General features: G+C 53.0%; 17 protein-coding genes. 12 read left to right on the forward strand and 5 right to left on the reverse strand.

All coding sequences use genetic code 11. From position 1 onward, the window contains the following. Complete coding sequence (locus tag ACQ29O_RS03295; RefSeq protein ID WP_001219167.1) at window positions 1–345, forward strand: gamma-glutamylcyclotransferase family protein; 345 nt, start codon at window positions 1–3, stop codon at window positions 343–345. A gap of 53 nt (window positions 346–398) precedes the next feature. Here the strand turns inward: ACQ29O_RS03295 and ACQ29O_RS03300 are convergent, their stop codons facing one another. The 4 genes from ACQ29O_RS03300 to fbp all read right to left on the reverse strand — a co-directional run bounded on the left by ACQ29O_RS03300 (window position 399) and on the right by fbp (window position 4,929). Further along, entirely contained in the window at window positions 399–1,604 is a 1,206-nt protein-coding gene (locus tag ACQ29O_RS03300; RefSeq protein WP_020937316.1) for an MFS transporter, read from the reverse strand. Then, window positions 1,601–2,764 carry a metallo-dependent hydrolase gene (locus ACQ29O_RS03305; RefSeq protein ID WP_000977208.1) on the reverse strand — a complete coding sequence of 388 codons (1,164 nt, stop codon included), beginning with the start codon at window positions 2,762–2,764 and terminating at the stop codon, window positions 1,601–1,603. The genes ACQ29O_RS03300 and ACQ29O_RS03305 overlap by 4 nt, the downstream gene beginning before the upstream one ends. Window positions 2,765–3,173: 409 nt before the next feature. Beyond that, a complete protein-coding gene (gene ppa, locus ACQ29O_RS03310) occupies window positions 3,174–3,704 on the reverse strand; it encodes an inorganic diphosphatase (protein ID WP_000055079.1) in 531 nt (176 codons plus the stop codon). 226 nt (window positions 3,705–3,930) lie between these two features. Next, window positions 3,931–4,929 carry a class 1 fructose-bisphosphatase gene (gene fbp / locus ACQ29O_RS03315; RefSeq protein WP_000853764.1) on the reverse strand — a complete coding sequence of 333 codons (999 nt, stop codon included), beginning with the start codon at window positions 4,927–4,929 and terminating at the stop codon, window positions 3,931–3,933. A 174-nt stretch (window positions 4,930–5,103) separates the two neighbouring features. Here fbp and mpl point away from each other — a divergent pair, with 174 nt between their 5' ends. Next, complete coding sequence (gene mpl, locus ACQ29O_RS03320) at window positions 5,104–6,477, forward strand: UDP-N-acetylmuramate:L-alanyl-gamma-D-glutamyl-meso-diaminopimelate ligase (RefSeq protein WP_001219839.1); 1,374 nt, start codon at window positions 5,104–5,106, stop codon at window positions 6,475–6,477. A gap of 106 nt (window positions 6,478–6,583) precedes the next feature. On the opposite strand, the gene yjgA is transcribed toward mpl, so the two are convergent. Continuing rightward, window positions 6,584–7,135: a ribosome biogenesis factor YjgA gene (gene yjgA, locus ACQ29O_RS03325; RefSeq protein ID WP_000166287.1), complete on the reverse strand. Its 552-nt coding sequence runs from the start codon at window positions 7,133–7,135 to the stop codon at window positions 6,584–6,586. A gap of 95 nt (window positions 7,136–7,230) precedes the next feature. Between yjgA and pmbA the strand changes: the two genes are divergently transcribed. From pmbA to dagF, 10 genes are all read left to right on the forward strand, one after another. Next, window positions 7,231–8,583 carry a metalloprotease PmbA gene (gene pmbA, locus ACQ29O_RS03330; RefSeq protein ID WP_000852993.1) on the forward strand — a complete coding sequence of 451 codons (1,353 nt, stop codon included), beginning with the start codon at window positions 7,231–7,233 and terminating at the stop codon, window positions 8,581–8,583. A gap of 98 nt (window positions 8,584–8,681) precedes the next feature. Continuing rightward, window positions 8,682–9,068, forward strand: a complete 387-nt coding sequence (gene cybC / locus ACQ29O_RS03335; RefSeq protein ID WP_001232231.1) for a cytochrome b562 — start codon at window positions 8,682–8,684, stop codon at window positions 9,066–9,068. Window positions 9,069–9,345: 277 nt separating this feature from the next. Then, complete coding sequence (locus ACQ29O_RS03340; protein ID WP_001255104.1) at window positions 9,346–9,684, forward strand: glycine dehydrogenase; 339 nt, start codon at window positions 9,346–9,348, stop codon at window positions 9,682–9,684. Between the two features lie 10 nt (window positions 9,685–9,694). Beyond that, entirely contained in the window at window positions 9,695–10,057 is a 363-nt protein-coding gene (locus tag ACQ29O_RS03345) for an SFCGS family glycine-rich protein (RefSeq protein WP_020937317.1), read from the forward strand. Next, window positions 10,057–10,359: a DUF4312 family protein gene (locus ACQ29O_RS03350; RefSeq protein WP_000975190.1), complete on the forward strand. Its 303-nt coding sequence runs from the start codon at window positions 10,057–10,059 to the stop codon at window positions 10,357–10,359. The genes ACQ29O_RS03345 and ACQ29O_RS03350 overlap by 1 nt, the downstream gene beginning before the upstream one ends. A 22-nt stretch (window positions 10,360–10,381) precedes the next feature. After that, on the forward strand, window positions 10,382–11,158 hold the full coding sequence (locus ACQ29O_RS03355) for a DUF4311 domain-containing protein (protein ID WP_000478578.1): 777 nt from the start codon (window positions 10,382–10,384) through the stop codon (window positions 11,156–11,158). An 11-nt stretch (window positions 11,159–11,169) separates the two neighbouring features. Then, window positions 11,170–11,814, forward strand: coding sequence for a DUF4310 family protein (locus ACQ29O_RS03360; RefSeq protein WP_000392127.1), 645 nt, complete (start codon window positions 11,170–11,172; stop codon window positions 11,812–11,814). Window positions 11,815–11,872: 58 nt separating this feature from the next. Further along, window positions 11,873–13,006: an amidohydrolase/deacetylase family metallohydrolase gene (locus ACQ29O_RS03365; protein WP_000459957.1), complete on the forward strand. Its 1,134-nt coding sequence runs from the start codon at window positions 11,873–11,875 to the stop codon at window positions 13,004–13,006. Further along, the gene (locus ACQ29O_RS03370; protein WP_001139169.1) at window positions 12,990–14,108 is read left to right on the forward strand and encodes a DgaE family pyridoxal phosphate-dependent ammonia lyase; all 1,119 of its coding nucleotides are present in this window, start codon (window positions 12,990–12,992) and stop codon (window positions 14,106–14,108) included. The genes ACQ29O_RS03365 and ACQ29O_RS03370 overlap by 17 nt, the downstream gene beginning before the upstream one ends. Then, window positions 14,105–14,845, forward strand: coding sequence for a 2-dehydro-3-deoxy-phosphogluconate aldolase (gene dagF / locus ACQ29O_RS03375; protein WP_000779259.1), 741 nt, complete (start codon window positions 14,105–14,107; stop codon window positions 14,843–14,845). The genes ACQ29O_RS03370 and dagF overlap by 4 nt, the downstream gene beginning before the upstream one ends. The last annotated feature ends 9 nt before the right edge of the window (window positions 14,846–14,854 follow it).

Below are 14,854 nucleotides of genomic sequence, written 5' to 3' on the forward strand. Positions count from 1 at the left end.
ATGCGAATATTTGTCTATGGCAGTTTACGACAGAAACAAGGCAACAGTCACTGGATGACCAATGCCCAATTGCTTGGCGATTACCGTATCGATAACTACCAGTTGTATAGTCTGGGCCACTATCCAGGCGCAGTTCCGGGAAACGGAGCGGTATACGGTGAAGTTTATCGAATTGATAACGCCACGCTGGCCGAACTTGATGCTTTGCGCACCAGGGGCGGTGAATACGCACGCCAGTTAATCCAGACGCCTTACGGCAGCGCATGGATGTATGTATATCAACGTCCTGTTGATGGGTTAACTCTGATTGAAAGCGGTGACTGGTTAGACAGAAACCAGCCCTGAACTGAACACGCCACCCTCGGGTGGCGTTGTTTTTTACATTCTGGCTGATGGCGTTAACGCCGGGCATGGTGAGCTCTTATTCTGCCGTAAATCAATAATGACGCGCCGCCCAGGATAACAATGCATCCGAGAACCATAAATCCCTGCATATAGCTGCCGGTTGTCCGGTAAAAATAGCCGACCATTAGGCCTGCCAACGTACCGCCGCCGCCGGCGCCGATGCCATTAATAATACCGGAGGCTGGGCCAATCGCATGGGGTTTAACGTTCGACTGGATAATCGACCAGATATTGGGGGTAAAGCTGGCGGCATAATAACCCATCGCCAGGGTAATGAGCGTGATTTTAAAGCCCGGCGCATCGACAAATGGCAGGAGAAATAACATCACGCCGGGGATTAGTAGGCCCAGTGAAGCAATAAGTACACGCTTTTGTGTCTTATCACTGATCCATGAGATAGGGATTGCCAGTATAACCGCAGTCAGATAAGGCAGAGAACTGACCAATGCTTTACTGAATCCGGTATAGCCGAGAGAATTGACAACCATGGGTATCCATAACGTAATTCCCCAGAACAACATCCCTTGAGTGATGTAGGTAAAAATAAGAAGTAGGAAGGGGGTTCCGCCCAGCGATTCCAGGGTAAGTTTAGTTTTCTCTGTTGGCGCCGGCGCACGATAATAAGGCGCTTCTTCCTGTTTTTTCAGCATTGTTATATAAAGTGGAACAACAACAATGCCGATCACACCAGTGATAATAAAAACATTTCGCCAACCGAAGGCAGCATCCAGCGGGGACAAAATCATAAATCCCAGGCCTAATGCCAGGAACTGTCCATAATACTGGATAATACTATTCGCCTGCGTCCGTTCTTTGTCTGAAAACCAGTCGCTGGCGAAGCGGGACTGCTGCGGCCAATAAATGCCTTCGGTAATGCCAAGCACCAGCCGACAAATCAAAATAACGTACACTGACGAGGTAAATCCGACAAAAACGGTCGCAATCGACCAGATTAGCACCATCAGAATGACTATTTTTTTCGGATCGTATCGCTGGGTAAATACGCCGCCAAAAATATTTGAAAAGGCATAGCCAATAAGAAATATGGTTAATACAATGCTGGCCGTTGCGCCATCAATATTCAGGTCGTGTGTAATCGTAGGTAACGTAACGGAAAGATTAGAACGGTCAAGATAAGCAACAAAAAGGCCGAACATTAATGTCGCGCCGATCCGTAGCCATTTTTGTATTGAGGTCATTTTTCAACTCCGTTTGGCCGCGCGCCAAAATCAATTTGACGAAATAATATCTCACCGGATTTTATGGTCATTTGTGGTACCAGCACATGCGTCCCCGTGAGCGTTTCACCATGAATATCGGCAAATTCAACATGCCTGTTTTTTAATTTAAAGATGGCGATATCGGCAAATGCCCCAGGGGCCAGCGTACCAATTTCTGCTGCCATACCCATTAAAACTGCTGGGGTATGGGTACAGGCGTTAATGACATCGGTAAGCGCGACGCCGAGTGCTAAATATTTCGATAAAATCCATGGTAAGGCGTAAACAGGCCAGGCGAGTTTAGTGATGGTTGAGAGATCGCTACTGATGATATCCGGAAGAAAGCCATTGGCGATGGCCCGGCGTGCCGTGTTCATTGAAAAATGGCTGCGACCATTGGCGGCATCAAATATAACGCCTCTTTCCCTTGCCTGACGGACTTCGGCTAAGACAGCGCCTTCATCAGTAAGAATGGTGCTACCTTTGCCGTGAAACGCATGAGCGATAATATCGCCGCGGCGTAGCAAGGAGACAAGTTCTTTCATGGGAACGACGGGATGAGTCGAGTGTATTGCTACGGGGCACCTTAAATCGTTGGCAATACGAAGGGATTCAGTCAGCGGTTTTAAGCCATATTCAGCAATGTCCTCAGTCTGAACCTTGAGTTTTAATCCCTGAAGAACGTTGCGATACTGGCGAAACAGCGCGTGGATCTTATTTTCATCAATATTGTCAGGATCATAATTTTCTTGTGACCAGGTTTGGCCCGGCGGCGACACGGTCAGAAACGCTTTGATTCGAACTTTGCTGGCGCAAATCACCGTTCGGTAGAAGGCATCAAAGTTTGCCGTACCGGCAGAACCTGCATCCACGACGGTGGTGACGCCATTCGGCGGCATGTACATATCAGGCCTGACGCCGCCTTCCGTCGCGTCATAAAAAACATGCGCGTGATAATCGATAAGACCGGGAGTGACAATCATGCCGTCGGCATGGATAATCCGGGTCTCCGAAGTTACAGGATATTTATCGGCATCAACGATAATATCGTTAATGATGCGTAAATTGTTAATCTCATTAATATTACGAGCGGGATCGATGATATGTCCACCGGTAATTAATATATCATTTTTCATCATAATCTCTTAAAGTAGTAAATAATTATGGCAGCCCTTAAAAATATATTAAAAAGTGTGTTTTGAGCGGATGTTATGTTGGATTAAAAATACGGTTATTGGTAGGGAGAGCTTAGGATACCTTATTAAAAAGGTAATCGGGCTTATGCACTAAATAAGAATTTGGCGCTTGCTAATATTTAGGGCGTAAGTCCATGGGAGTCTGCGGGAATTCACAAAAAAATTATTATCTTAAGCTTTTTAGAGAAAGCGTGAGTGTATTCAACCCTTTTTAATAAAAAATCAGGTAAAGTCTTATTCATTCCGTGAATGTTAAACTAATAATGATAAAAATTGTGCTCTATTCATTAGCCAATAAAAAGGCCCTCATTACTATGAGAGCCTTTATCTTGACGCTTATGTAAAAGCGAACTTATTTCTTCGCTGCGCGCTCGAAGGAGGCAACGATTTCCGCTTTAGCCGCTTCGGCGTTGTCCCAACCGTCAACTTTCACCCATTTGCCTTTTTCGAGATCTTTATAATGCTCGAAGAAATGAGTGATCTGCGCTTTCAGCAGTTCCGGCAGATCGTTCACATCTTTAATGTGATCGTACTCTTTGCTCAGTTTGGTGTGCGGTACGGCAACCAGTTTCGCATCTTCACCGGATTCGTCGGTCATTTTCAGTACGCCAACCGGACGGCAACGGATGACGGCGCCTGGCTGCAGCGGGTACGGCGTCGGGACCAGAACGTCTACCGGGTCGCCGTCCAGAGACAGGGTATGGTTGATGTAACCGTAGTTGCACGGATAGAACATCGCGGTGGACATGAAGCGGTCAACGAACAGCGCGCCGCTCTCTTTGTCAACTTCGTATTTGATCGGATCTGCGTTAGCCGGGATCTCGATAACGACGTAGATATCTTCCGGCAGTTCTTTACCCGCCGGGACGTTGAGTAAGCTCATGTCTGTTTCCTTTGAATTTATGACAAACAAGTGGCGAGTATTATAGCCAACTCACGCCGAAAGTCTTCGCTTGTTTTCGTTTCCGCCTCATCTGGCGCGTCGTTGCGGAGCATAAACGACAAAGGTTAAGAACCGGAAAAATCACGGGCCTGATAAGGCAAAGCCGCCATCGGACATGTTATTGCCCAATGGCGGCTTCATGCGTTAGTCCGCATGGTGGTAAAGATTACGCGTCCGGGTATTCGCGGATAAAGCGTTCCACATCGTCAACCATATGGCGGTTGCCAACGAAGAACGAGCGGCGCTGGTGCAGGCTTTCCGGAATGATATCCAGAATACGTTCTTTACCATCGCTTGCTTTGCCGCCGGCCTGTTCCGCGAGGAACGCCATCGGGTTGCATTCATACAGCAGACGCAGTTTTCCCTGCGGATGGCTGGCGGTGCTGGGGTAGAGATAGATGCCGCCTTTCAGCAGGTTGCGATGGAAATCGGCCACCAGAGAGCCAATGTAACGTGAGGTATAAGGGCGACTTGTTGAACTATCCTCTTCCTGGCAGAATTTGATGTACTTCTTCACGCCATTCGGGAATTTAATGTAGTTGCCTTCGTTAATGGAGTAGGTTTTACCCTTTTCCGGGAAACGCATACGTTCCTGGCACAGACAGAACACGCCTAACGACGGATCGTAGGTGAAAGCGTGTACGCCGCAGCCGGTGGTGTAAACCAGCATGGTGGATGAGCCATACACGACATATCCCGCAGCGACCTGTTTGTTGCCGGGTTGCAGGAAATCTTCTTCGGTGACTGGCGTGCCGACGGGCGTCACGCGGCGATAAATCGAGAAAATCGTACCGACAGAGACGTTAACGTCGATGTTAGAAGAGCCATCCAGAGGGTCCATCAGCACCACATATTTCGCGTGTTCGCAGCCTTCAAAGACGACAATTTCGTCCTCTTCTTCCGATGCGATGCCCGCTACAATATCGCGCGCTTTTAGTGCAGCTTTCAGTTTCTCGTTCGCGAACAGATCGAGTTTCTGCTGAACCTCGCCCTGTACGTTCTCAGCACCGCTGGCACCCAGGATATCGACCAGACCGGCCTTGTTGATATCGCGGTGGATGATCTTGGCGCCCAATTTTATTGCCGACAGCAAAGCAGTGAGCTCACCGGTAGCCTGAGAGAACTCGTGCTGCTTTTCGACAATAAATTCACCTAACGTTTTCATAACACTTTCCCTGCAATTGATTGGAGTAAAGCGACCGTAACAATCTTAACAAACATTTCAGATGATGCGCTCAGGTGAATCGCGCCAGCAAAGTACAGATTTACCTGAAATGCGTTTCTCACTTGCCAGACATGTGCGTAAAATGGCTCGCAGATAAAAAAAGGATAGTGACGTATGCGCATTCATATTTTGGGAATTTGTGGCACTTTCATGGGGGGGCTGGCGATGCTGGCTCGCTCGCTTGGTCATGAAGTAACGGGTTCGGACGCCAATGTGTATCCGCCGATGAGTACCTTACTTGAGAAGCAAGGCATTGATCTGATCCAGGGGTATGACGCCAGCCAGCTCGATCCGCAGCCGGATCTGGTGATTATCGGCAATGCGATGACGCGTGGGAATCCGTGCGTGGAAGCGGTGCTGGAAAAAAACATTCCCTTTATGTCTGGTCCACAGTGGCTGCATGACTTTGTGTTGCGCGACCGCTGGGTACTGGCGGTCGCCGGTACCCACGGCAAAACCACGACCGCAGGCATGGCGACCTGGATACTGGAAGCGTGCGGGTACAAACCGGGCTTCGTGATTGGCGGCGTACCGGGCAACTTTGAGGTTTCCGCGCGCCTGGGCGAGAGCCCATTTTTTGTTATCGAAGCGGATGAGTACGACTGCGCGTTCTTTGATAAACGTTCTAAATTTGTGCATTACTGCCCGCGGACGTTGATCCTCAACAACCTTGAGTTTGATCATGCCGACATCTTCGACGATCTGAAAGCGATCCAGAAGCAGTTCCACCATCTGGTGCGCATCGTGCCGGGGCAGGGGCGCATCATCTGGCCGGAAAACGACATCAACCTGAAACAGACCATGGCGCTGGGCTGCTGGAGCGAGCAGGAGCTGGTGGGCGAGCAGGGACACTGGCAGGCGAAGAAGCTGACTACGGATGCTTCCGAGTGGGAAGTGTGGCTGGACGGCGAAAAAGTCGGCGATGTGAAATGGGGCCTGGTCGGCGAACATAACATGCACAACGGTCTGATGGCGATTGCCGCCGCGCGCCACGTGGGCGTCGCGTCCGCAGAAGCGGCCAGCGCGCTGGGGTCATTTATTAACGCCCGCCGCCGTCTGGAGCTACGCGGTGAAGCGAACGGCGTGACGGTGTATGACGATTTTGCTCACCATCCGACGGCAATTCTGGCCACGCTGGCGGCGCTGCGCGGTAAAGTGGGCGGCACCGCGCGCATTATCGCAGTGCTGGAGCCGCGTTCTAACACGATGAAGATGGGGTTATGCAAGGATGACCTGGCGCCGTCGTTAGGGCGTGCGGATGAAGTGTTCCTGCTGCAGCCGCCGCATATTCCGTGGCAGGTTTCAGAAGTGGCGGACGCCTGCGTACAGCCTGCTCACTGGAGTGGAGATGTCGATACGCTGGCGGAAATGGTGGTGAAAACCGCACAGCCTGGCGATCACATCCTGGTGATGAGCAACGGCGGTTTCGGCGGCATCCATCAGAAATTGCTGGATGGGCTGGCGAAAAAAGCACTGGTTGTGGAGTAAAAAATGCCCGGTGGCGCTGCGCTTACCGGGCCTACAATACGTACATTCCCGTAGGCCGGATAAGGCGCCAGCGCCGCCATCCGGCAGACGCTATCAACGTGTAAAATTACCCTTCGTTTTCCGCCAGCTCGCGCAGATACTGGAAGATCTGACGCGCTGATTTCGGCGGTTTGTTACCTTCTTTCTCTTTCTTCGCATTGCGGATCAATGAACGAAGCTGTTGACGATCGGCGTGCGGCCACAGGGTCAGTACTTCGGCTACCGCGTCATCGCCTTCGACGATCAGACGATCGCGCAGATGCTCAAGCTTGTGAAACAGCACCACCTGCTGATTATGGCGGTTTTTCAGCTTGTCCAGCGCCTGGCGAATAGGTTCAACGTCGCGTTGGCGCAGCATTTTTCCGATAAGCTGCAACTGGCGGCGGCGTCCTTCCATTTTGATACGCTGGGCCAGTTCAATGGCGTCGCGCAGATCGGCGTCCAGCGGGATCTTATCCAGCGCGTTTTTCCCCAGATCCACCAGTTCCGCGCCCAGGCGTTTTAATTCCTCGGCATCGCGTTTAATTTCACTTTTACTGACCCAGATAATTTCATCGTCTTCGTCTTCGATGTCATCACCGGGAACGTCGTCGAGCCAGTCTTCGGGCTGCTTTGTCATGTCAGGCTCCTTAAAAAAAGAGGCTAATGTTACCAGTTAAGATGCGCACTGAAAAACGGTTCTCTGTTAGACTTCAGAGAAACTCTCTCTACATTATGGCATTTGCAATGAAAGTAATCTCACAAGTTGAAGCGCAGCGTAAGATTCTGGAAGAAGCAGTTTCGACAGCGCTGGAGTTAGCCTCAGGCAAATCGGATGGGGCGGAAGTCGCCGTCAGCAAGACCACCGGCATTAGCGTCAGCACCCGTTATGGTGAAGTAGAGAATGTCGAATTTAATAGCGACGGCGCGCTGGGAATTACGGTGTATCACCAGAACCGCAAAGGCAGCGCCTCTTCGACGGATTTAAGCCCGCAGGCGATTGCCCGTACCGTGCAGGCCGCGCTGGATATCGCGCGTTACACGTCGCCGGACCCGTGCGCAGGCGTGGCGGACAAAGAACTGCTGGCGTTTGACGCGCCGGATCTGGACTTGTTCCACCCGGCAGAGGTTACGCCAGACGAAGCCATTGAACTGGCCGCGCGTGCGGAACAGGCTTCTCTAAAGGCGGATAAACGCATCACCAATACCGAAGGCGGGAGCTTTAACAGCCATTACGGCATTAAAGTGTTCGGCAACAGCCACGGCATGTTGCAGGGATATTGCTCCACGCGCCATTCGCTCTCAAGCTGCGTCATCGCCGAAGAGAACGGCGATATGGAGCGTGATTACGCTTACACCATCGGTCGGGCAATGGCGGATCTGCAAGCGCCGGAATGGGTCGGGGCCGAGTGCGCGCGCCGTACCTTATCCCGCCTGTCGCCGCGCAAGCTCTCCACCATGAAAGCGCCGGTCATTTTCGCCAATGAAGTGGCGACAGGGCTATTTGGTCATCTGGTCGGGGCGATTGCCGGCGGCGCGGTATACCGTAAATCCACTTTTCTGCTCGACTCGCTGGGCAAACAAATTCTGCCTGAATGGTTAACCATCGAAGAACACCCGCATCTGCTAAAAGGGCTGGCGTCTTCACCGTTCGACAGCGAAGGCGTGCGTACGGAGCGCCGGGACATTGTGAAGGATGGCGTACTGATGCAATGGTTGCTGACCAACTATTCCGCCCGCAAACTGGGGCTGAAAAGTACCGGTCATGCCGGCGGCATTCATAACTGGCGTATCGCCGGGCAGGGGCTGAACTTTGAGCAATTGCTAAAAGAGATGGGCACCGGCCTGGTGGTGACGGAACTGATGGGCCAGGGCGTCAGCGGTATTACCGGCGACTACTCCCGCGGCGCTGCGGGATTCTGGGTTGAAAATGGTGAAATCCAGTACCCGGTAAGTGAAATTACCATTGCCGGTAATTTAAAAGAGATGTGGCGTAATATTGTCACCGTGGGTGATGATATTGAAACGCGCAGTAATATACAGTGTGGTTCGGTATTGTTACCGGAGATGAAAATCGCCGGACAATAATACCCGTCATACTTCAGGCTGCAGGCGCGTTGGCTGCCTGCGACCCGAATTATTCAGGGTATTACACTTATCGTTAATAATAAAAAAGGAAGTGAGCAATGCGTAAAAGCCTGTTAGCTATTCTTGCTGTGTCATCGCTGGTATTCGGTTCGGCTGTTTTTGCTGCCGATCTTGAAGATAATATGGATATTCTCAATGATAACCTGAAAGTTGTTGAGAAAACGGATAGTGCCCCTGAACTGAAAGCGGCATTAACCAAAATGCGCGCGGCCGCGCTGGATGCTCAAAAAGCTACGCCGCCAAAGCTGGAAGATAAAGCGCCGGATAGCCCGGAAATGAAGGATTTTCGTCACGGTTTTGACATTCTGGTCGGCCAAATTGATGGCGCGCTGAAGCTGGCGAACGAAGGTAACGTTAAAGAAGCGAAAGCGGCGGCGGAAGCGCTAAAAACCACCCGCAATACGTATCATAAGAAGTATCGTTAATTTTTGTGGGATGGCGGCTTCGCTTTATCCGTAGGTCGCCATCCGGCAAAATGTAATACCCATCACACTTTCTCACTTTATACGACAACGTCATTGTTTCGCCATTTCCTCTTTATGCCGCGATAGATCTCACACTTTCCCGGCGATAATTCATTAATGCCGCCTTTTCTGTGGCGCAGATCACCTATCCCACTCGCGTTTCCACTTCGAGGTGGAAAATAACTCGCTACAAACTTTTAACCCTTACCGCTAGTTTTATCTCATTGCCATTAACGGGGTGAGACGCGTGGATAACGGAGCAGTAAAACACGATGCTGGTGAGCGAATTAACGAACTGGCTGAACAGGTGTTAACGCAGGTGGATAGCCTGCTGGGGCGGCATCACATTGTCCCCAATGCGGTACAGACGCAAATGCTGACCTCGCACGTTCGCGCGATGGCGCACCGGTCAATTACCGGCGAGCCTTTACCGGAAGTCGATGCCAGCTTGTTTGATGAAATCTCAGCCGAATCAATGGCGCTCGCCCGCGAAATCGTGGCGGCGTTTGGCAACCTTCCTGACGAAGAAGCCTGGCTATTATCGGTACATTTTGAAGTCGCGAAAGACAACCTCTAAGGAGCAAAAAATGGAACAGATTACCGTCGTGATTGGCGATCGCCTGGGTAAAGGCCAGAAAGTAGCGGCAGGCGTGGAAAAAGCGGGCGGTCGCGCGGTCGTCGTACCGGGCGTCGCGGCAGACATGAAGCTGGGCGATGTGATGAAAGCGGAAAACGCCACCTTCGGCATTTCATTTTGCGGCAGCGGCGGCGCGGGCGCTATCACCGCGCAAAACAAGCATGGCTACAAAGCCAAATATGGAATGCGGTCAGTGGATGAAGGCGTCACCGCTATCAATGAAGGCTGCAACGTGTTGGGTTTCGGCTTTATGGATAAAGAAGGGCTCGGCGAGCGCCTGGTGCAGGCGTGGCAAAAGAAATACGGCGCCTGATGATGAAAGAGCAATTCACTACCACGGTGAGAGTAAAAGGCAAGGGCGACGCCAAAGCACGCGCCTTTGCCGATTCGCTGAACCATGTTCAGTCGGCGGTGATGAGAGAGTCGCCGTATATCTTACTGCGTATTGAGCCACAGGATGTGCGGATTGTTCAGGCGCATGAGTCGGTGCGTAAAGAGGCCTTTCTGTTTTTCTTTTTGCGCCGGGAACGACGCACTTACAGCGTGGAGCTGGATGTGACCGTCAACGTGACCGCCATCAATCTCGACAGGGTGGATTTCGTCGCGAAACGCTGATTTTTATTAAAAAGGCATAGTTATGTTCCTGATAATACTAATTAAATCGCTCATTATCGGCGCGCTGGTCGGCGTAGGGGTGGGCGCTGGGGCTGCACGCATGTTTCACGCGCCAACCACGCAGGGGATGGGCGCGTTCCGTACGTTGGGCGAACTCAACTCTTGTGAAGGCGACCCGGCATCTCACTTCTCCTTTGGGCTGGGTTTCTTCTTTAACGCCTGGGCGTCGTCTGTGGCGGCCGGATCGTTCACCCAGGATGTCGATCACCGCATCATCCCTAACTGGGGCGCGGCGGCGCTAATGATCAAAAACCGTAACGTCGGCGAGACGCTGCACGACCCGAAAAAAATGGCGATCGCCTGCGCCGTCATCGGCATGATTGTCGTAACGTTCCTTAACCTGACCGCCTCATCCGTGCCAGAAGCGCTACAGGTGACGGCGGTTAAGGTGCTGGTACCGGCGGCAAACCTGCTGGTCAATATCGTCATGCCTGTGATCTTCTGGTTAGCGGCGATCGACGCTGGTAAAAAATCGGGCTTCTGGGCCACCGTTTTCGGCGGCGCGGCGCAGCTCATCATGGGGAACGCCGTACCGGGGCTGGTGCTGGGTATTTTGATCGGCAAAGGCGTAGAAGAGAGCGGCTGGAACCATGTCACCAAAGTGATGATGGTCGCCATCGTTTTGCTGTTTGTGTTGAGCGGCTTCTTCCGCGGCTTCGACATGAAAATGATCGAGTCTTTCAACATGACGGTACCGAACTGGCTTGAACTGATCCACAACTCGCTCAGCGGCAAATAACGGAGGCCACAATGGAAGAGAATAAAGGTTTTTGGTATGCCGACTGGTCGTTCCCGATCTTTGTTGGCCTGCTCTCCTCCGGCGTTTTCGCCGGGACGCATATGTACTATCTGTACGGCATCGGCGCATTTAACGAAGTCGCTTTTGTGGCGATGTTGAAAGCGGGGATGGATACCGGCGTCTACGGCGCGGTCGCCGCTTTCGGCGCCAGCTTTTTATTTGCCCGCATTATCGAAGGTTCGCTGGTCGGAATTCTGGATATCGGCGGGGCAATTCAGACCGGCGTGGGCTTAGGGGTTCCGGCGTTATTGCTGGGAGCCGGCTTTGTCTTCCCGGTGGCGAACTTTATCGCTTCGCTGATAACCGGTCTGGTGATTGGCCTGGCGATTGGCTACATCATTATTCTGGCGCGTAAGTTCACCATTAATCAGAGCGACTCCACGTACGGAGCGGACGTCATGATGGGGGCCGGTAACACTTCAGGCCGTTTTCTGGGGCCGTTAATTATCCTCAGCGCCATGACGGCATCGATTCCCATTGGTCTGGGCTCTCTGGTGGGCGCGCTGCTGTTTTATATCTGGCAGAAGCCGATTACCGGCGGCGCGATTTTAGGCGCGATGATCCTCGGTTCCATCTTCCCGATTGCGATTAGCTAACTGTTGATTTGTAGGCCGGATAAGGCGGTTGCGCCGCCATCCGGCAAAGGAGAGAGCGATGTTTGATTTACTCCTGCGCCATGCGCGTCTGGTCGATGACACGCTGACTAATATTGCCCTACAAGATGGCAAAATCGCGGTGTTGGGTGACGTTGATGGTCCGGCGGTGAAAACCATTGACCTGCGCGGCGAGTGTTACGTTAGCGCGGGTTGGATTGATTCTCACGTCCACTGCTACCCGACATCGCCGATTTACCATGACGAACCGGACAGCGTGGGTATTGCCACTGGCGTTACCACAGTGGTGGATGCAGGCAGCACTGGCGCAGATGATATTGACGATTTTTACACCCTGACTCGTCAGGCGACCACCGACGTTTATGCGCTGCTGAATGTTTCACGCGTCGGGCTTATTGCCCAAAACGAGCTGGCTAACATGGCCAATATTGACGCTGATGCGGTTCGGCAGGCGGTAAAACGCCATCCGGATTTTATCGTCGGCCTCAAGGCGCGGATGAGCAGCAGCGTGGTAGGCGTTAACGGCATCACGCCGCTGGAACGCGCTAAAGCCATGCAGCAAGAAAACGGCAACCTGCCGCTGATGGTACATATTGGCAATAACCCGCCGGATCTGGACGAAATCGCGGAGCGTCTGACGGCGGGCGATATCATTACCCACTGTTACAACGGTAAGCCGAACCGTATTCTTCGGCCTGACGGCGAGCTGCGCGCCTCGGTGACACGAGCGCTGGCGCGCGGCGTGCGTCTGGATGTCGGGCATGGTACCGCCAGCCTGAGCTTTGCGGTGGCGAAGCGCGCTATTAGCCTGGGGATTTTACCGCATACCATAAGTTCCGATATCTACTGCCGTAACCGCATCAACGGCCCGGTACATTCGCTGGCTAATGTGATGTCGAAATTCCTCGCCATCGGCATGTCGCTGCCGCAGGTCATTGCGTGCGTGACGGCCAATGCCGCCGATAGCCTGAATCTGAAAACCAAAGGGCGTCTTCAGCTAGGTCTGGATGCCGACCTGACCCTCTTTACGCTTAAACGCCAGCCCACCGTGTTGGTAGACGCGGAAAACGACAGCTTACAGGCTGAAGAATTGCTGACGCCGCTTGCCGCGATACGCGCAGGCAAGGGCTATATGACCGAACAAGGGAGCGCGGAACATGCCTTCGATTTTTGAGAAGTATCAATTAAAACAGGTGATTAACGCCTCCGGACGTATGACGGCGCTCGGCGTCTCTACGCCGCGCCCGGAAGTGATAGACGCGGCGATGGCCGGAATGAATCAGTATTTCGAGATGAAAGATCTGGTGAATAAAACCGGCGAGTACATTGCGAAATTGCTGGAGGTGGAAGGGGCGACGGTAGTCTCCTGCGCCAGTGCGGGTCTTGCCCAGTCGGTTGCCGCGGTACTGGTTCAGGACAGCGACTGGCTGCTGGAAAACCTGCACGTTACACCGATTGAAAATAACGAAATCGTCCTGCCAAAGGGCCACAACGTCAACTTTGGCGCGCCGGTGGGAACGATGGTGGCGCTGGGCGGCGGCAAACTGGTGGAAGCCGGTTACGCCAACGAATGTTCCGCCGCGCAGTTGGCGGCGGCCATTACGCCGCGCACGGCGGCTATTCTCTATATCAAATCTCACCACTGCGTACAGAAAAGTATGCTCAACGTGGAGCAGGCTGCGGTGGTGGCGCGTACGCATAATCTCCCGCTGATTGTGGACGCGGCGGCGGAAGAAGATTTGCAGTGCTACTACCGCGTGGGCGCAGATCTCGTTATCTATAGCGGCGCGAAAGCGATTGAAGGGCCGACCAGCGGGCTGGTGATTGGCAAAACGCAGTATGTTGAGTGGGTAAAACGTCAGTCAGCGGGCATTGGCCGGGCGATGAAGGTCGGCAAAGAGGGAATTGTTGGCCTGACCTGCGCCATTGAATTGTACCTGCGGGCGCAAAAAGAGAGCGGCGCGGAGATGGTAGAAAAAATGGCGCCCTTTATCGACACGTTGAACACGTTTAACGGCGTCAGCGCCCGCGTGGTGTGGGACAGCGCCGGACGCGACATCGCGCGCACGGAAATTAAGTTTGATGAAGCCGTTACCGGCATCGCCACAGGCGAACTGGTCGACGCGCTGAAGCAAGGAGAATACGCGATTTACTTTCGCGGATACAAAGCCAACGAAGGGATTATTGAAGCGGATGTCCGCAGCGTCGATCGCGCGCAGTTAGCGATTGTGGCGCGTCGTATTGGCGAGGTGATTAATCAGGAGAAACAAGCATGAAACTGACCCCTAACTTTTACCGCGATCGCGTTTGCCTGAACGTACTGGCCGGTTCGAAAGATAACGCCCGGGAAATCTACGCGGCGGCGGAAGGTCATGTGCTGGTTGGCGTGCTCTCCAAAAACTATCCGGATGTGGCAAGCGCAGTCGCGGATATGCGTGAATATGCGGCGCTTATCGATAATGCGCTCTCCGTCGGACTGGGGGCAGGCGATCCTAACCAGTCGGCGATGGTGAGCGAAATCTCGCGTCAGGTACAGCCGCAGCATGTCAACCAGGTGTTTACCGGCGTAGGGGCCAGCCGGGCGCTGCTGGGGCAAAACGAGACGGTGGTGAACGGTCTTGTCTCGCCGACCGGCACGCCGGGACGGGTGAAAATTTCCACCGGCCCGCTAAGCAGCCGCGCGCCGGACGGCATCGTACCCATAGAAACGGCGATTGCGCTGCTCAAAGATATGGGCGGCAGCTCCGTTAAATACTTTCCGATGGGAGGACTCACCTGTCGCGACGAGTATAAAGCGGTGGCTGACGCCTGCGCCCGCCATGATTTCTGGCTGGAACCGACGGGCGGCATCGATCTGGAAAACTTCGCCGAGATTCTGCACATCGCCCTTGATGCAGGTGTAAGCAAAATCATTCCTCACATTTATAGTTCGATTATTGATAAGGTGAGCGGCAACACCCGTGCGGACGATGTACGTCAGTTACTCGCTATCGTCCGGTCGCGTGTCGGCTAATCATGAGGA

Origin of the sequence: Salmonella sp. GDC200615 (assembly GCF_050574145.1) — a bacterium.
Taxonomy (GTDB): Bacteria; Pseudomonadota; Gammaproteobacteria; order Enterobacterales; family Enterobacteriaceae; genus Salmonella; species Salmonella enterica.